This is a genomic window from Desulfovibrio sp. 7SRBS1, assembly GCF_049723905.1.
Classification (GTDB): Bacteria; Desulfobacterota; Desulfovibrionia; order Desulfovibrionales; family Desulfovibrionaceae.
The window spans coordinates 3,732,552-3,748,888 of the sequence record NZ_JBJKFD010000001.1; the positions used below are offsets into that span (position 1 = coordinate 3,732,552).

The 16,337-nt window shown below is 54.2% G+C and carries 16 protein-coding genes and 2 tRNA genes; 11 read left to right on the top strand and 7 right to left on the bottom strand.

All coding sequences use genetic code 11. From position 1 onward, the window contains the following. Positions 1-141: 141 nt before the first annotated feature. The 3 genes from ACI0FJ_RS16560 to ACI0FJ_RS16570 all read right to left on the bottom strand — a co-directional run bounded on the left by ACI0FJ_RS16560 (position 142) and on the right by ACI0FJ_RS16570 (position 3,262). Positions 142-1,422 (bottom strand): TRAP transporter large permease, encoded by a 1,281-nt coding sequence (locus ACI0FJ_RS16560; protein ID WP_424305182.1) that lies wholly within the window; start codon positions 1,420-1,422, stop codon positions 142-144. 144 nt (positions 1,423-1,566) lie between these two features. Next, positions 1,567-2,082, bottom strand: coding sequence for a TRAP transporter small permease (locus ACI0FJ_RS16565; RefSeq protein ID WP_424305184.1), 516 nt, complete (start codon positions 2,080-2,082; stop codon positions 1,567-1,569). 139 nt (positions 2,083-2,221) lie between these two features. After that, the gene (locus tag ACI0FJ_RS16570; protein WP_424305186.1) at positions 2,222-3,262 is read right to left on the bottom strand and encodes a TRAP transporter substrate-binding protein; all 1,041 of its coding nucleotides are present in this window, start codon (positions 3,260-3,262) and stop codon (positions 2,222-2,224) included. Positions 3,263-3,264: 2 nt separating this feature from the next. Here ACI0FJ_RS16570 and ACI0FJ_RS16575 point away from each other — a divergent pair, with 2 nt between their 5' ends. The 7 genes from ACI0FJ_RS16575 (at position 3,265) to ACI0FJ_RS16605 (ending at position 9,488) form a co-directional block, all read left to right on the top strand. Continuing rightward, positions 3,265-3,618, top strand: a complete 354-nt coding sequence (locus tag ACI0FJ_RS16575; RefSeq protein WP_424305188.1) for a hypothetical protein — start codon at positions 3,265-3,267, stop codon at positions 3,616-3,618. Positions 3,619-4,121: 503 nt separating this feature from the next. Beyond that, a complete protein-coding gene (locus tag ACI0FJ_RS16580; protein ID WP_424305190.1) occupies positions 4,122-4,775 on the top strand; it encodes a GntR family transcriptional regulator in 654 nt (217 codons plus the stop codon). Between the two features lie 623 nt (positions 4,776-5,398). Continuing rightward, entirely contained in the window at positions 5,399-6,484 is a 1,086-nt protein-coding gene (gene gmd / locus ACI0FJ_RS16585) for a GDP-mannose 4,6-dehydratase (RefSeq protein WP_424305192.1), read from the top strand. Positions 6,485-6,513: 29 nt separating this feature from the next. Beyond that, complete coding sequence (locus ACI0FJ_RS16590) at positions 6,514-7,443, top strand: GDP-L-fucose synthase family protein (protein ID WP_424305194.1); 930 nt, start codon at positions 6,514-6,516, stop codon at positions 7,441-7,443. A gap of 7 nt (positions 7,444-7,450) precedes the next feature. After that, positions 7,451-7,669, top strand: coding sequence for a glycosyltransferase family 2 protein (locus ACI0FJ_RS16595; protein ID WP_424305196.1), 219 nt, complete (start codon positions 7,451-7,453; stop codon positions 7,667-7,669). Between the two features lie 102 nt (positions 7,670-7,771). Continuing rightward, a complete protein-coding gene (locus ACI0FJ_RS16600; RefSeq protein WP_424305198.1) occupies positions 7,772-8,551 on the top strand; it encodes a class I SAM-dependent DNA methyltransferase in 780 nt (259 codons plus the stop codon). 634 nt (positions 8,552-9,185) lie between these two features. Continuing rightward, positions 9,186-9,488, top strand: coding sequence for a helix-turn-helix transcriptional regulator (locus tag ACI0FJ_RS16605; protein WP_424305200.1), 303 nt, complete (start codon positions 9,186-9,188; stop codon positions 9,486-9,488). 193 nt (positions 9,489-9,681) lie between these two features. On the opposite strand, the gene ACI0FJ_RS16610 is transcribed toward ACI0FJ_RS16605, so the two are convergent. Both ACI0FJ_RS16610 and ACI0FJ_RS16615 read right to left on the bottom strand, forming a co-directional pair. Beyond that, positions 9,682-10,092 (bottom strand): hypothetical protein, encoded by a 411-nt coding sequence (locus tag ACI0FJ_RS16610; protein ID WP_424305202.1) that lies wholly within the window; start codon positions 10,090-10,092, stop codon positions 9,682-9,684. A gap of 116 nt (positions 10,093-10,208) precedes the next feature. Beyond that, a tRNA-Val gene (locus ACI0FJ_RS16615) sits at positions 10,209-10,284 on the bottom strand. 139 nt (positions 10,285-10,423) lie between these two features. Between ACI0FJ_RS16615 and rfbB the strand changes: the two genes are divergently transcribed. Both rfbB and rfbD read left to right on the top strand, forming a co-directional pair. Beyond that, positions 10,424-11,440, top strand: a complete 1,017-nt coding sequence (gene rfbB / locus ACI0FJ_RS16620) for a dTDP-glucose 4,6-dehydratase (protein WP_424305204.1) — start codon at positions 10,424-10,426, stop codon at positions 11,438-11,440. A 3-nt stretch (positions 11,441-11,443) separates the two neighbouring features. Next, positions 11,444-12,316 carry a dTDP-4-dehydrorhamnose reductase gene (rfbD, locus tag ACI0FJ_RS16625; RefSeq protein WP_424305206.1) on the top strand — a complete coding sequence of 291 codons (873 nt, stop codon included), beginning with the start codon at positions 11,444-11,446 and terminating at the stop codon, positions 12,314-12,316. A 311-nt stretch (positions 12,317-12,627) separates the two neighbouring features. Here the strand turns inward: rfbD and ACI0FJ_RS16630 are convergent, their stop codons facing one another. Together ACI0FJ_RS16630 and ACI0FJ_RS16635 are read right to left on the bottom strand one after the other, a co-directional pair. Continuing rightward, positions 12,628-13,491 (bottom strand): YitT family protein, encoded by an 864-nt coding sequence (locus ACI0FJ_RS16630; protein WP_424305207.1) that lies wholly within the window; start codon positions 13,489-13,491, stop codon positions 12,628-12,630. A gap of 224 nt (positions 13,492-13,715) precedes the next feature. Beyond that, positions 13,716-13,792, bottom strand: a tRNA-Met gene (locus tag ACI0FJ_RS16635). Positions 13,793-14,212: 420 nt separating this feature from the next. Between ACI0FJ_RS16635 and ACI0FJ_RS16640 the strand changes: the two genes are divergently transcribed. Then, positions 14,213-15,028, top strand: coding sequence for a helix-turn-helix transcriptional regulator (locus ACI0FJ_RS16640; protein WP_424305209.1), 816 nt, complete (start codon positions 14,213-14,215; stop codon positions 15,026-15,028). 218 nt (positions 15,029-15,246) lie between these two features. Further along, the gene (locus ACI0FJ_RS16645; RefSeq protein WP_424305211.1) at positions 15,247-16,326 is read left to right on the top strand and encodes an MBL fold metallo-hydrolase; all 1,080 of its coding nucleotides are present in this window, start codon (positions 15,247-15,249) and stop codon (positions 16,324-16,326) included. Positions 16,327-16,337: the final 11 nt, after the last annotated feature.

Here is a 16,337-nt window from a genome sequence, read left to right on the forward strand (position 1 = left end):
AAAATCCACCTTTCTTCCCCGCAAAGAATTTCTTGTGTTTGCGGGCGGGCTGTATGTCGTAATGTACTGAACTTATGCGTATTGTCCGCCAGCGAATGTTGAGCAAACGCTGGCGGATCGTATGTGCCTGCGTATATCCCGTTAGTTGAACAGCGACGGAATAAACAACGATATGGCCGGGATGTAGGTCACCAGCAAAACAACAACGATGTTTGCCACCAGGAACGGGAGTATGGCCCGGCTTATCTTTTCCATGGGCGAACCCGAAATGATGGATGCGGCAAACAGGCAGCAGCCGACCGGCGGTGTGGCAACACCGGTGATGAGGTTGACGCTCATGAACAGACCGGCCTGCAGCGGATCGATATGCAGCATCTGGAACAGCGGCATGAACACGGGCGTGACGATCATGATGGCGGGGATGCTGTCCATGAACATGCCCAGAACAAACAGCAGCAGGTTGATCATGATCAGGATCTGCCATTTGGCGGCAGAGCTTTCGGCAAGCATGCTGGCAAAGAGCTGGGGCGCCTGCTCGTTGGACAGAGCCCAGCCGAAAAGGGCGGCCGCGGCAATGATGATGGACACGCTGCCGGTTTCCACTGCCGATTCCTTGATAACGCCGATGAGCCGCTTGAAGGTAAGTGTCTTGTAGGTGAACATGGCGATTATTGCGGCATAGAATGCCGCAATGACAGCCGCCTCGGTGGGGCTGACAATGCCGAACATGATGCCGCCCAGAACGATGAGGGGCAGCAGCAAGGCGAGTATGGCTTCCCGGACAATGGTCACCTTTTCCGAAAAGGCGATATCCTCGGTGCGCTGGGGAAGGTCGTGTTTGATGGCGTGGAATTTGACCACGGCCATTTGCGACAGGCCGACGAGCAGCCCTGGAATGGCACCGGCAAGAAACATGTCGCGGATGGAAACCTGGGCAATGGAGCCGTAGATGATGAACATGAGGCTGGGGGGAATAATGGGGCCCATGGTGGAGGAAGCGGCCGTGACGGCTGCGCTGAACCTGCGGGAGTAGCCCTTGGAAACCATGGACGGGATAAGAATGGAGCCGATGGCGGTGGTGTCCGATACGGCTGTGCCGGTGATGCCGCCAAAAAGCATGCTGACCACGATGTTGACGTAGGCGAGGTTGCCTTTCACCTTGCCGACGAGCATGTCCGCAACCCGGATGAGCCTGTCGCTGATGCCTGCCTCGGCCATGATCTTCCCTGCCAGGATAAAGAAGGGAATGGCCAGCAGAACAAAGGAGTCGAAGGTTCGCAGCAGGCGGACGATGACGATGTTCATGGGCACGTCCACGCCTATGTAATAAATCAGCGTGGAGGCAAGCAGGGCGAACGGGATGGGTATCCTGATCGCCATCAGGACAAAAAACAATATGATCATTAGAATGATGAATAGCATGGTTGGTGTCGCGTCCGTTAAGTTCGTTGAATTAAAAATGCAGCAGTACATGCGGCACATAACTTGGTGGGCCTAGCCCGCCATGCGCCGCACAAGGCGGCGGTCATCCGCAAAATACGTATTTTGTATTTTGCGGACATCACGCTAGATGCTCTTCCTTCTTTTCATGGCAGCCAGCTGCTGAAAAATATAAAGAACCATGATGATGGCGAATGCCGGCACGACAAGGTAGACCACCCCCATAGAAAGCCATGGGATGATGGGCGGATGCACCTGCCACATGGATACAACGTGCTCGTATCCATACACCGTCAGGATCGCACAGAGAAAAAGCATCACACCGTAATGCAGCAAGTCGAAAATTACTCTGGTCTTTGCGGACACGCGTTCGTAAATCATGTCTATCTGCGCATGTCCGCCTTCAAGATATGAAACAGCAGTGCCGAGAAGCACTATGTGGATATAGGCATATCTGGAGACGATGCTCGACCAGGAGATGGGGGCGTGGAATGCATATCGAAGCACGATATTGAGGCCAAGGATAAGCCCCATCCCAATGAACAGGAGCAGCATGTAGGCGTTGGCGATCTTTTTGGCCAGCTGGACGACATTTTCCAAAATCCCGTTGGATTCTTCGCTGTTGTATTTGCTTATTTCCATTTCTCGCCGTCCTCGAACGTTTTGGGGGATCTTTTCCGGAAGACCTTTTGGGAGGTTGCTGGGAAGCTGCGGAAAACTCTTTTGCAGCGCCCCCTATGCAAGAGGGCGCTGCGTATCGTCATGCAGATTCGTCTCTGGATTACTTCTTGTACGCTTCAGGCATTCTTGTTTCGGGGTCCAGGTACTGGATTTCGTTGTACCATTTTTCCCACTTGGGGTATTTTTTGAACCATTCCGTGTACACTTCCTGTGAAGCTTCCTTGAAAGGCGTGGTGTCGGGGTAGGTGATGGTGCTTCCGGCTTTCTTGGCCTTGGCAATGGCGGCGTCTTCACGCGCATACTGCCAGGCATCGGTCAGCTCGATGGCTTCGTTGGCCACGGAGCGGACAAGCTCTTTTTGTTCGGCGGAAAGCTTGTTCCAGGTAACCGGGGAAATGAAGAGCACCTTCTGCGTCCACATCTGCTTCAGGATGGCGTAGTTGCTGACAACTTCGCTCATCTTGAAGATATCGTTGCAGTAAACGCCCATGTCGTCCGCATCCACCAGGCCGGTCTGCAGGGAGGTGTACAGTTCGTCCCAGTCCGTAGGGGTAACGGAGAAGCCGAACTTCTTGTAGATGGACACAAACAGGGGGTTCTGCATGCAGCGGAGCTTGACTCCCTTGGCATCGGCAATGGAATTGATGGGCTTGGTGCTGGCAATGGCGAAGCCGTTGCAGTCGGAGTAGATGCCCAGGGCGATCATGCCCGTCTTTTTCTCAAGACCGGCCAGAATGTTTTTGACCACGTCGGACTGCCGAGCCACCATGTAGTGGGCGTGGCTCTTGAACAGGTAGGGCATCTGAAGGAACTGGATGTCTTCGTCGAAACCGGCAATGTGCCCGGCGGAGTTGGTGTCCATGTCCACGGTGCCGGATTTTACAAATTCCATGGCTTCGGATTCGCTGTGGGTCAGCGTGCCGGGGTAGATTTTAACCTTGATGGCGCCGTTGGTCTTTTCTTCGATAAGCTTCTTGAATGTTTCGCCAAGCAGCTGGTCCGCATCGTAGGCATTGTTCTGGTGCGAAAATTTGATGGTGACGGTGTCGCTGGCCTGGGCGGGTGCAGCGGCACTCAGCACGACCATGGAAAACATTGCCAAAAGACAAATCGCTTTGGTGCACATTTTTGCAGCGGGCATAATTGTTCATCCTCCTTCGTAAACCATACGTTGAAATTGATCCCAAAGGCAGCTGCATTTCGTTTTTCGAGCTGTTCTGGGATTTGGCCGGAAGCACGCAATGCCCAAAAAAGATCTTGTTACATCTGCTTCGGCCTGTTGCCGGGGGCTTGGAGAGTGGACAACCGCTCTTTCCGTTGCTTGTCGGTTTCCCAGCTGTTGGGCGATTTGCAACGGTGGCACAAGCGGGTGGCCCTCTCTCTGGTCAAGATTTCGGAAAAACAACTCTTTCTCTTTTCTTTGACCGCTTGTCGCTGCCGAACCTGTTGCTTTTTTTCTCGTTTTTCGGCGTCGACGACTTTTGGAATACCAACTAGTACACCAGTCGTCAATGTGGATATTAAACAAAAATGAAAATTAAAAGAGAAAAATGCGGGGATATTTACACATAATATAACGTTTTAGAAAAATGAGTCGGGCTGATATGGGGATCTCCGCAAGTTTTTATTCAAAAAAATCAAATTCAACAAAAGCAGGGAAGGTCGTGATTTGAGCCTGGAGCTTGCTATGAAGGCCCACTTTGGATATTTTCCTCAATATTTTGTTCGTTGACGGGATAGTTTTTCGGTTGCACCCGTATATTTTTTCTCCGAAATATAGGGATGTGAAATATGGGCCGTGTCCACCTTTGAGGGCATAACCGTCCTGCCTGTTGCCGATTGGCAAACAACGGTTTCTACAGTGTGTTATGTTGGTGGTCTGTGCGATTGCGCCGGGCTGAAAGAAGATCGGATTATGTATTTCTTGCCATGTGGGCCATGTGCTGCACTTTGGGCAAGCTAATACCAAAGGTAGTTACAAAACGGTGGCAATACGGGTTATGACCAAAGATAAGCAAAGAGTGTACGAGGCGCTGAAGTATAGGATCATCACCCAGGAGCTTGCGCCCGGGGCGCCCCTTAAAGACAAGGATGTCATGGAGGAGTACGGCATTGGCCGTACCCCTTTGCGTGAAGTCTTCCTGCAGCTGCAAAACGAAGGGTTGATCAAGCGTGTGCCGCGTTCGGGAACCTGGGTTGCGCCCATGGATTTTCGTGTTCTCCGGGAAGTGACGGAAATTCGCGTGGGGCTGGAAGGGATGGCGGGAGAGCTGGCCGCCGAGCGTATCACGGAAGCGCAGATTAAGAGTTTGGAAAAAATTATCGAGGAAGTGGACGGCCTTCGCGAGCAGAATGCGATGAACGTGGGCGTGCACCTGAAATACGAAGGAGATTTCCACTCCGTGGTGTACGCATCCATCGGCAACCCCCAGCTGGAAAAACTGCTGCGCGACTACCAAGGCATGGGGGCCAGATTCTGGCATTCGCTCTACTTCAGCCACGAGCACTTGTCCGTGCTTTTTGAAGGGCACCGCGCCCTGCTGGAGAGCCTGAAAAAACGGGACAAGGTGCAGAGCAAAAAGATTGCCGAAGACCATGTCCGCGAGGTGCTGGACGTGGTGGACCAGCACTGTTCCGGCTGGACCCAGAAATAGGGGAGGCAAGCCGGAGTCGCCCTGTAGGCGGGGTTCTGCGTTTTTACCCTTTTTTCTGCTGTCCTAAAAAATACTGAAATTTTATAGAGTTGGGATTCTGCTGAAAAAAAGGGTTTTTGAGAGAATTGTACCGCCAGCCTTTGTGTGGGCAGCGTTGGCAGCATTTGGGATCTCGTTCACTGCCGCGCAGGCAGCTTAGAAAACAACCGCGGTAACGCCGGGGATATCCTGTTCACTGCCGCGCAGGCAGCTTAGAAATTTGTCGTCCCGCACAATCTCAATGCCGAACTGTTCACTGCCGCACAGGCAGCTTAGAAAAAGTGCTTATGAAACCGCTCTGGCCGCAGCCAGTTCAGGCAGCTCCCCAAACACGCCGAGTGGCCTGACCAATCGGTTTTTTCGTTTACTCGCTTATCAATTACAGCGGCCATGTAATTTACTTGCCCCATGAAATCTCGTATCCTGCCAGGGCGTGAAGGCTTTTGTTTGCAATGGGTTTGCCTTGCCATGGCAAAAAGATGTGAACGGAAGCGGTTTTTCCCTTCAGTTGCGCAACATTTGGCCGATAAATAGTTCACGTACTCGGGCTATACTCGGATTAACGATCCAACCTCTGGAATTTCATGGCTAAAAAAGCTCTCATCAGCGGGATTACCGGACAGGACGGCGCGTACCTGGCAAAATTTCTCTTGGAAAAGGGCTATGAAGTCCACGGCATCAAGCGCCGCTCCTCCCTGTTCAATACCCAGCGCGTCGACTCCTTTTACCAGGGGCCTCACGTCAAGGACCGCAAGTTTTTCCTGCACTACGGCGACCTGAGCGATTCCAGCAACCTCATCCGCCTCATCCAGCAGATTCGGCCCGACGAGGTCTACAATCTCGCGGCCCAGAGCCATGTCGCCGTATCCTTTGAACAGCCCGAATATACCGCGGAAGTTACCGGGCTGGGCGCATTGCGCCTGCTCGAAGCCATCCGCCTGCTGGGGCTGACCAAAACCACGCGGTTCTATCAGGCCTCCACATCCGAACTCTACGGGTTGGTGAGCGAGTCTCCGCAGACCGAAGCCACGCCGTTTCACCCCCGTTCGCCCTATGGCGTTGCCAAGCTCTATGCCTATTGGATCTGCGTCAACTACCGCGAGGCCTACGGCATGTATGCCTGCAACGGCATCCTGTTCAACCACGAATCCCCGGTGCGCGGAGAAACATTTGTAACCCGGAAAATCACCCGCGCCCTGGCCCGCATCCGCCTTGGGCTGCAGGACAGGCTGTATCTGGGCAACCTGGACGCCAAACGCGACTGGGGACACGCCAAGGATTACGTCAAGGCCCAATGGCTCATGCTGCAGCAGGAGCAGCCCGAGGACTTCGTGATTGCCACCGGCGAGCAGCATTCCGTGCGCGAGTTTGTGGAACACGCCGCGCATGAGCTGGAAATGGCCATTACCTGGAAAGGATCGGGAGTTGATGAAAAGGGCTACGATCCGGACGGGAAGTGCATTGTGGAAGTGGCTCCGCACTACTACCGGCCCTGCGAAGTGGACAGCCTGCTGGGCGATGCGTCCAAAGCCAGGGAAAAGCTTGGGTGGACGCTGGAAATTTCCTACGCGGAAATGGTACGGGAGATGGTGCAGGAGGACCTGAGAGAGGCGGACCGGGAAAAGCTCTGCCTGGACAACGGCTTCGAGACCTGTCCCCCCCAGGAATAGCTGTAATAACAACGTCTGCAAGCGATACCATGGAACAAGACAGCAAAATTTACGTGGCCGGTCATCGCGGGCTGGTTGGTTCGGCCCTGGTGCGGGCATTGCACAGGCAGGGCTACGACAATCTGGTGTTATGCACGCACGCGGAGCTGGACCTTTGCGACCAGAAGCAGGTGCGCGATTTTTTTGACTGCGAGCTTCCCGACTACGTCTTCGTGGCCGCTGCCAAAGTGGGCGGGATACTTGCCAATTCCACATATCCTGCGGAGTTTATCACCACCAATCTGGCCATTGCCACCAACGTAATCGAGACCTCCTGGCGCAGTGGGGTAAAAAAGCTGCTCTTTTTGGGCTCTTCCTGCATTTACCCCAAACACGCGCCCCAGCCCATGACCGAAGACTGCCTTTTGACAGGTCCGCTGGAGCCCACCAACGAATGGTACGCCATTGCCAAGATTGCCGGGCTCAAGATGTGCGCGGCCTACCGTCGCCAGTACGGGTTCAATGCCATCAGCGCCATGCCCACCAACCTGTACGGCCCGGAGGATAATTTTCATCCGTCCGGTTCGCACGTTATCCCCGGCATGTTGCGCAGGTTCCACGAGGCCAAGCTGGCAAATGCCGCACAGGTCGCGGTGTGGGGGGATGGCAGTCCGTTGCGCGAGTTTCTGCATGTGGACGACCTGGCCGACGCCTGCCTGCACCTGATGCGGGTCTACGAAGGGGAAGAGTCCGTCAACGTGGGATCGGGAGTGGAGCTTTCCATTCGCGAACTGGCGGAAATCATCGCGGACGTGGTCGGCTTTACCGGAGAGATTGTTTTCGACACCACCAAGCCCAATGGTATGCCGCGCAAACTGCTCGATATTTCCAAGCTGCGGGCCACCGGCTGGGAGCCGAGCCGGGAATTCCGGCAGGGGCTGGCCGATACCTACCGCTGGTATGTGGAACATGGGGAGTAACCAAGCCATGACCGATACAGCCCAACGCCCGTTGATTTCCGTGGTGGTGCCCACCTACAACCAAGCCGAGTATCTGGGCGCGTGTCTGGATTCCATCTGGTTTCAGGACTATCCGAACATCGAGATCATCGTGGACGATGCCCTGCGCCTTTTGCGCGAGTTTCGTCTGCCCGATTACAGCTGTTCAGGAAGATGGGGTTGTTCGAAGGGGCAAGTTATCCTGTGAGCGAACGTTTGGGAGAGCGTGGTTTTCACCTGCCCAGCGGCCTGACACTCACGGACGACCAAATCGTTCAGGTAACCAACGTGCTGAAAGAGGTTTTGAACGTTGAGCGCATTTGAATTTTCCGCAAAATTTTATGACCTGCTCTACGAGGGCAAGGCGTATCGTAAAGAGGCCGATTATATTCACGCCCTGCTCACAGCACACGACGCGGGACATTTGGTGCTTGAGCTTGGCTGCGGGTCTGGCGGCCATGCCACTCACCTTGCAGAGTACGGGAGCACCGTCACCGGAGTGGATATGTCTGCCGATATGCTCTTGCGTCTGGCTGCCAGGGCCGAGCACTTGCCGGAGAAAATTCGTCATAGGATCTCTTGGCAGCAGAGCGATATCAGAACCTTTCAGCCTGAGCCAATACACGATTCCGTAATCTCCGTTTTTCATGTGATGAGCTACATGACAACGAACCAGGATTTGAATGCAGCTTTCGCCACTGCGAATCGTGGGCTTGTTCCTGGCGGATTGCTTGTTTTCGATTGTTGGTACGGACCGGCCGTTCTGACACTGGGGCCAGAAAAAAGAGAAACCACCAGGGAAAACGAATCGTGGTTTCTAGATAGGAAAGTTACCCCTGTGCATCGTCCCAACGACGATGTGGTCGAAGTCCATTATGACTATATCGCTCGCAATAAGAAAACGGATGAGGAAAGTAATTTTTCCGAAGTGCATTGCATGCGGTATCTCTTTCGGCCAGAAGTGGAAAATTTTTTGAACAATAACGGATTCAGCCTGATTTCTTCCCATGAGTTTCTGACCGATAACGAACTTTCCTGCGAAACCTGGACCGCCTGTTTTGTCGCCAGAAAGCGTGGTGGCGGAAAATGATGGAGGTTGTCTTTGATTACCAGGCGTTCGCCTGTCTGGAGTACGGAGGCGTTTCCCGTACTGTGGCGAGCAAGTTTGGGCATTGACACAGTTGCCGAAGGTGAATGGTAGCGTCGTGGCGCCAGTGTACCGCAACAGGTATCTGCACGAGTTTTCGGAAAAAGGAATGGGGAAAGTCTATGGCTGTTTTAAGCCCTACGCTTCTGGGGGGCTTCGTGGAAAGCTTCGGTAGTGCAGCGACAAATTTGCCGAAACTATCCGCAATCCTGATGTGATTCAGGAAGCCTACCCAACATTGTTTGCATCAGCCAAGGGGAAGGACCGGTGAGTGGTTGTGGTGCACGATATGATCCACGAGCTGTACTCCGGTTGCGCCATCCCGATGCTCGTACTGCAGAGGCTGAAAAGGCCGCGTTGTCCCGTGCAGATCACGTTGTTTGTGTGTCGGAATAGTTTTTTCGCCCAAGTATCGGCGGAAGCGTGACTTCCGCACTCGGATATCCTGTTGCCAGGAGTAAAGCACCCCCTGGTACTTGGTTGATGTCTTGGGTGTTGTATTTGATCGAATACATGCTTTTGACTTTCAGCTTCCACCGCTTTGTTTGTATTCAATCGAATACAAATAAATGCAGTCATGAACCCAACAAAAATTGATTCCGCAGCCGTTCTTGGGCAACTCATCCGATCCCAGAGAAAAAAGCATGGGCTCTCCCAACAGGAGGTTGCCGACTATTCCGGAGTTGGACGAATTTTCGTCGTGCATCTGGAGCAGGGAAAGCCTTCCGTTCATCTGGAAAAGACCCTGGCCGTCTTGACCACGCCGGGTTTGGATTTGCACGTTCGAGACAGGGAGGCGTTGTCAATGAAGACGCTGAATGTTCACCATGATAGGGTGGCTGCCTCGGCCCATAGAACGCTCCAAAACCCCAAATCCTGAAAATGGGGAGAAACGGCGGCTAGGGGCACGTTTGTTGGTAGTCCCCAAATCATGTCGAACTGAGCGTTCATCGTTTGTCATTCTCCCGCGCTACAGGGACTTTCTCAACGTTCTCAGCATTTCGAACGCCTTGTTGGTCCGCAGGGCGGGTTGAAGCAAGGGATGCGACAGGGCCACAGAACCTTCGATCCAGTCAAAGGAATCCGCATAGTTGGGACGTTTTCCGGCGCAATACTCCGAGCGCATCCACTGCCAGAGCAGGCGCGGCGAGATGGGGCGGGTCGTCAAACCGTGAGAGATAGAGCGTGTGCCTGTCAATGTCGCGTGTGACGTCGGAGCCGTTGGACATCCTGGTCTTCAAATAGCTCTTGTGCGCCTGCCCGTACGTGACCTTGTCGTTCTGGTCGGGATCGACTCCTCCGCTCAATTGCTTTTGGAGTTCTATCTTGCGGGCGGCGGCAACGGCGGGTGAGCAGCCTTCCTTTCGAGTGCCTACCTTGCGCCGCAGCCATTTTCCGTTCCGGTTCTGGACGAGCGCGTAGTAGGTGGTGTCGTGCTTGCCTTCAGAGGCGTAGATACCTGGAAGTCCGGGGAGTGTTTTCATGGGGCGGAAGATATCACCCGTTGCCACTCATTGTAAAATTATTGTCAAAATCTTTGACAACGGTTTTTGACAAAAGAAAAACCCGGCCGTAACCGACCGGGTTTCTTTGTTTTTCGTGGTGGGCGATACAAGACTTGAACTTGTGACTTCCACCGTGTGAAGATGGCACTCTACCAGCTGAGTTAATCGCCCAAGGAGAGTGTCTTTAATATCTTTTACTCTGCCATGCAAGAAGAATATTGTTTTTTCTCCCGCGATTGCCGCAAACCGAGAATTCTTTTACACTCTCGGAACTGAATGAGAAATTACTTCATATTTTCAGGGGGATATAATGCAGATTCTGGTTACAGGCGGATGTGGTTTCATTGGGGCCAATTTTATCCGCCGCATATTGGGGCGTCACGCCGACTGGCGGGTCGTCAATCTGGACAAGCTCACCTATGCCGGGAATCCCGACAATCTGAGCGGCCTGCCGCAGGAACAGGCTGAAAGGTATACGTTTGTTCAGGGCGACATCGGCGACCGTGAGCTGACCGAAGGGCTCTTCGAGGAGCACCGCATCGACGCCGTGGTCAACTTTGCCGCCGAAAGCCATGTGGACCGCTCCATTCACGATCCGGCTCCGTTTTTCCAAACCAACGTCATGGGCACCCAGGCCCTGTTGGAGGCGGCGCGCGCCAAAAAAATCGAGCGGTTCGTGCACATCTCCACGGACGAGGTCTACGGAACCCTCGGCCCGGATGGCAAGTTCGTGGAAACCACGCCCCTTGCCCCCAACTCGCCGTATTCGGCAAGCAAGGCCTCGTCGGACCTGCTGTGCCGGGCATATTTCGAAACCTACGGCTTCCCCGTGCTGGTCACCCGCTGTTCCAATAACTACGGGCCGTACCAGTTTCCGGAAAAGCTCATCCCTCTCATGTACCTCAAGGCCAGCGCGGACGAACCACTGCCCGTGTATGGCGACGGGCTCAACGTGCGCGACTGGATTTACGTGGATGATCACTGCAAAGGCGTGGAACTGGCCCTGCTCAAGGGCAAGGAAGGCCAAGTCTACAACTTCGGCAGCGACGGCGAAAAGAACAACCTCGAGGTTGTCACCACCATTCTGGACATCCTGGGCAAGCCCCACAGCCTCATCAGCTTTGTCAAAGACAGGCCCGGCCACGACCGGCGCTACGCCATGGGCTACGGATTTGCCCAGCGCGAGCTTGGATTCGAGCCGGAATACGAATTCGCCAGCGGCATCCGTGCGACCCTGGATTGGTACCGCGCCAATGACGAATGGATGGCCCGCGTGCAGGACGGTTCCTACCGCACCTTCATGGACTCGTGGTACAAGGAGCGTTAAGCCATGGCATCAGCAAAAAAAGTCCTCGTGCTGGGCGGGAAAAACGGCCTGCTGGGACAATCCATATGCAAGGAACTCACAGCCAACGGGTGGAACGTCTACCCTGCCGGGCGCAGCGACTTCGACCCCTTTGACCAGGCCGCCCTGGCCGATGTGCTGGAGCGCGAAGAGTGCGACGTGCTCATCAACACCGTGGCCTACACCATGGTGGACAAGGCCGAGGAAGAAGAGGAGGCGGCCTATCGCCTCAACAAGACCCTGCCGCAATGCGTGGCCCGTACATGCAAGAAGCTGGGCGTGCTCATGGTGCATTTTTCCACGGATTTCGTGTTCAACGGCAAAAAGGACACGCCTTACTCGCCCGAAGACGAACCAGCCCCGGAATCCGTGTACGGCATGAGCAAGCTGGCGGGAGAACGCGCCCTGCTCGACCTTGAATACGAGAAAATCCTTATTATCCGTACGTCCTGGCTGTTCGGGCCGGGCAAGATGAATTTTGTCCAAAAGATTCTTCAGCTGGCAACGGAGCGTGATGAGCTGACCGTGGTCGCCGACCAGATCGGTTCACCTTCCTATACTGTGGACCTGGCCGCCAATACGCGGCTGCTGCTGGAACACGATGCCACCGGGCTGTATCACCTGGCATCGAGCGGCAAAGCCAGCTGGTGCGAACTGGCTGCCGAAGCCGTGGAAGTGGCCGGGCTTACCTGCCGCATCAAGCCTATTTCTGCCAGCGAATACCCGCAGGCGGCAAAACGTCCGTCCAACTCCATCCTGGACCTCAAAAAATTCATAGAGCTTACCGGAGTTACTCCCCGGCCCTGGTCGCAGGGGCTGCGGGACTATATATTTCGGGACTTGCAAATTACAGAATAGCAGGTTGTGGATAAAGGCACGCTAGCTGCGTTGCTTCGAAAAACTCAAATCCTCGCGTATGGAAGAATACGCGTCGGCCTTGAGTTTTTCTCCCGCCTTGCTTTCGCACCTTTCTCCGCAACCTGTGAAATCTAATTGCCATAAATTCAATCTCTTGTGAGTATTTAGTTTGTGAGAATAGCGCGTTAGCATCGTTGCCCCAAAACTCGAATCCCAGACACAAAAAAGCCCGTATGCCTTTTGGCACACGGGCTTTTTTGTGTCTGGTGGCACTCCTTGCAGAGTGGGCAAAATCAGCCGTCTTCTCCTGCTCAGTAAACCTTTCGCTTGGCGATGTTGCCGCCGAGTACGCTGAAGGTGTTTTCCACTATGAAGATAGCCTGCGGGTCGATGTCAAAGACATACTGCTCAAAGGCGCGCAACCTCAGGTTATCCGTAATGGAATAGACCATGCCCACTTCCTGGCCGGTGTAACCGCCCTTGGCGGGAATGATGGTGGCGTGCAGCCTTTTTTCCCGCGTCAGGAAATGAACCATCTCGTCGGTTTTCTTGGTGATGATGCGTACGGCTTTGCGCTGGTTGAACAGGGAGAGCACATACTCCGTCACCACTGCCGTGACGAACAGCATAAGCAGGGAGGCTATTATTTTGTCCGGGGTAAAGCGGCTGAGTGCGAACAACATGACGAGTGCGTTGACCGAGAAGTAGAACACGCCGAAACGCAGGCCGTATTTTCTGTTCAAAATGATGGCCAGCACGTCAATACCGCCACCGCCGCCGTAGCTGCGCAACGTGATGCCGCAACCGGCGCCCATGATGGCACCGGATGACAGGGACGCGTAGATTTCGTTGCGGATTCCCAGGTCCAGATGGATATAGGCGGTCATTATTGTAACCGCAGTCATGGCAAAAAGATTCAGGAAAAAGAAACGCCTGCTGACGCTCCGCCAGGCCACAAGAAACAGCGGCACGTTCATCAGAAAATAGCATACGGGCAAGGACAGAAAGGGGGCACTGTTTACCGTAACCACTGCCAGGCCGTACAGTCCGCCGGGTACGAAATTCTGATCCGCGGCTATGCCTTGATAGCCGAGAACATAGACAAAGGAGCCAAGGGCCAGGAGAAAGACATTCCAGGCCAACGAATCTGAAACGTTGCGTATTTTGGTGTCCATGGGCGGAGATGGTAACTTGCTTTGTAGTGACATGGAACCCGGATTGGCAGAAAATTTTTTTGGGGGATTGTGGCCAGGCAGAAGAGCCGGAGGCGCTGCCTCCGAACCTCCGCCAGGAGGCGACGGCCTCCTGGACCTGCGATCATGCATATCGCTGGAATTGGGAGATGAACCTAAAAAAAAGGACCTACAAGTCTTGTACCTGTAGGTCCTTAATATTTTCTTGGTAGCGGGGAGAGGATTTGAACCTCTGGCCTTCGGGTTATGAGCCCGACGAGCTACCGTGCTGCTCCACCCCGCGTCGGAGAAAGAGGTTCTATGCTTGTCGGCATTCGTTGTCAACAGGTTTGATCTTTTTTATTGTCCGAGGCTGAAAAAATATGGAATTGATGAAGGCCATGGGAGGAGGCTGGGGTTTTTAGGATAAGCCAACCTGCCGGATTGGGGAGCTTGTCCGCCGCTCTCCATAATAAAAGTTTCTGGAAAGGGGAGCGCGAGGGGGAAACCTCTTGCAAGAGGTTTCCCCCTCGCATTTCTTTCTTTCTTTCTGCCCCTACGTTGACGCCGTATCACGGAGAATTTAAGGTTTCAGTTCGTGGGCTCAAGCCCTACTCATCCTTTTTTACCGGGATGCCCGATGCCGCTAGCGCAAATTGTTTATCCAAAAGCTCCTGTTGGAGAAAATGACCGGAAAATTTCAGTCCGCCCCGGACTTGATTTGATGCTGGGGAATTTTCGGCTTAACGAACCTGCCTTCTTTCGTTTTTTGTCCAGCGGAGAAACGTGCGAACTGGCCTTTGTCCTTTCTGGTACTGTTTCCCACCAGTTTTCAGACCAGATACAGGATATTGTCGTGCCGCCCGGCCATGCCGCGGTCTGGAATTCCTCGCCCAGAGAGGTGCTTCACGAATGCCGGGCCGACGAGAACATCCGTTTCGCCTGTATCAGCATCCGGCGAAACCTCCTGGCTGCCTTGCTTGAGGAAGAGACCGGCGGGCCATTTCCGTTTACCGGCGGAATGGCGCAGGAGAGCACCCCTTGCCGTGTCGTCCGCATGAATGCCCCCATGCAGTCGGTGGTGCGGCAGATTTTTTCCCCGCCCTACAACGGATGCGCAGGCAGAATTTTTCTGAAAGGCAAGGTGCTGGAGCTTCTTTCACACACCGTGGCAGGTGCGTGGGGAGACGGGGGATGCTGGTCCGATTATATCCGCCCCCAAATCCGCCAGGCCCGTGAAATGTTGCTGAAGGCGATGGTTTCGCCTCCCTCGCTGGAGGATTTGGCAGCCCATGTCGGCCTGAGTGTGACCTCCCTTACCCGCGGATTTCGAAGCGCCTACGGCGCTTCAGTCTTTGGATTTCTCAGGACGGAACGTCTGGAAAAAGCCAGGACGCTCCTGGAGGCGGGGGAAATGAACGTGACGGAAGTTGCCTACTCCGTGGGATTTTCCAGCCCCGCCCACCTGACGCGCCTTTTTGCCCGTTATTTTCAGATTACTCCCAGCCAGTTCCGCAAGGGATTTCTTGAAAAAAAATAGCCTGATGCCTGCAATGTTTTCTGCGTAGGCCCCTGTCTGTTTTTTCTTTTCATTTCCCATTCTTTTTTCTGTGCCCCCGAAAATGACCGGCGCGGACAAAAATACGCCCGGTGCATGCAAGCGCTGCCATGGGAAAGCTGCAATGTGTTTCGTACACGCCCCAAACGTGGGCGAAGTAAAGCAAACACAACCGGATTTTATATCCGGGGGAGATTCCCATGACGACGACCCGTCGTATTTTTCTCAAAGCCCTTGTCGGTGCATCCATAGCGAATATTCCCGGTTCCCTTTTCAGCCTTGCACCTCATACAGCGCAGGCCGCCATGGCTCCTGCCGATTTTGGAGAGGTCCGGGGGCTGACCATCCGTTGCGTGTCCGAGGTAGGTTGGTTTGATACGCAAATTATCGGGGACGATGTGCGCAAAGCCGGGGGCATGTTCACGGACCAGTACGAAATTCCTTTTTCTGCCGAGAATGCTGCTGGCTACAGCGCCCTGCTTCTTCTGGAAGCTCTGGATGGCACTGAGCACAGCTATCTTCTGGATACAGGGTGGAGCACAACCTGGATGGACCACGCCTTTGCCAAAAGCGGGGTGGACGCCATGCTGGAAAATCACGGGCTCGACGGCCTTATTGTTTCCCATGATCACAACGATCACTTTTGGGGCATTGAAAGCACGCTGAAACTTTGGCCGGACATCCCCATCTATCATCCCTCCACAATGCAGGCCAAAAGTTTTGAACTGCTCGACGGCGCGGATTTCTCCTCGCTTTCCGGCAATCCGCGGAACCGTTTTCCGCATTTCGGGCAGAGAATTCCGGTGTACCCGAATGAATTGTGCGTTCCGCTGCCGGGACTCGCCATTGCCATGTTCGATGTGAACATCCCCCTTGGCGTACGCGGGGAAAGCGTGGTGTACGTCAAGGTGAAAGACAAGGGATACGTCGTCATTACCGGATGCGGACATCCCGGCATCGGTACACTTATTGATTTCGCGGCCAACACCTTTGCTGGCGGCGACCAAATGTACGGCTGCTACGGAGGGCTACACATTGCGCCCTTTGAAATGTGGCAGCCGGAAATGCAGCTGAGCATCGATAAAATACAAGCGTCCGGGATGCAGAAAGTCGCTTGCAACCATTGCACAGGCAGGGTTTGGACGAAAAAAGCGCTGGAGCAGGGAATTCCCATTGTGCAGGGCACGGACGCGTTCCGAAGCTACGACCGGATTGTTAAAAACGATCCCGGCACAGGCGCGAATCTGTACATCGGCAACGGCGACCACGTCCGGTTCTGAGGGGGGAACGA

What these genes read in the sequence shown, in the direction of transcription:
- ACI0FJ_RS16570 (WP_424305186.1), bottom strand. Translation starts at nt 3,262, where the DNA reads ATGCCCGCTGCAAAAATGTGCACCAAAGCGATTTGTCTTTTGGCAATG.
- gmd (WP_424305192.1), top strand. Translation starts at nt 5,399, where the DNA reads ATGGCTAAAAAAGCTCTCATCAGCGGGATTACCGGACAGGACGGCGCG.
- ACI0FJ_RS16565 (WP_424305184.1), bottom strand. Translation starts at nt 2,082, where the DNA reads ATGGAAATAAGCAAATACAACAGCGAAGAATCCAACGGGATTTTGGAA.
- ACI0FJ_RS16595 (WP_424305196.1), top strand. Translation starts at nt 7,451, where the DNA reads ATGACCGATACAGCCCAACGCCCGTTGATTTCCGTGGTGGTGCCCACC.
- ACI0FJ_RS16605 (WP_424305200.1), top strand. Translation starts at nt 9,186, where the DNA reads ATGAACCCAACAAAAATTGATTCCGCAGCCGTTCTTGGGCAACTCATC.
- ACI0FJ_RS16630 (WP_424305207.1), bottom strand. Translation starts at nt 13,491, where the DNA reads ATGGACACCAAAATACGCAACGTTTCAGATTCGTTGGCCTGGAATGTC.
- ACI0FJ_RS16580 (WP_424305190.1), top strand. Translation starts at nt 4,122, where the DNA reads ATGACCAAAGATAAGCAAAGAGTGTACGAGGCGCTGAAGTATAGGATC.
- rfbB (WP_424305204.1), top strand. Translation starts at nt 10,424, where the DNA reads ATGCAGATTCTGGTTACAGGCGGATGTGGTTTCATTGGGGCCAATTTT.
- ACI0FJ_RS16640 (WP_424305209.1), top strand. Translation starts at nt 14,213, where the DNA reads ATGCTGGGGAATTTTCGGCTTAACGAACCTGCCTTCTTTCGTTTTTTG.
- ACI0FJ_RS16610 (WP_424305202.1), bottom strand. Translation starts at nt 10,092, where the DNA reads ATGAAAACACTCCCCGGACTTCCAGGTATCTACGCCTCTGAAGGCAAG.
- rfbD (WP_424305206.1), top strand. Translation starts at nt 11,444, where the DNA reads ATGGCATCAGCAAAAAAAGTCCTCGTGCTGGGCGGGAAAAACGGCCTG.
- ACI0FJ_RS16560 (WP_424305182.1), bottom strand. Translation starts at nt 1,422, where the DNA reads ATGCTATTCATCATTCTAATGATCATATTGTTTTTTGTCCTGATGGCG.
- ACI0FJ_RS16645 (WP_424305211.1), top strand. Translation starts at nt 15,247, where the DNA reads ATGACGACGACCCGTCGTATTTTTCTCAAAGCCCTTGTCGGTGCATCC.
- ACI0FJ_RS16590 (WP_424305194.1), top strand. Translation starts at nt 6,514, where the DNA reads ATGGAACAAGACAGCAAAATTTACGTGGCCGGTCATCGCGGGCTGGTT.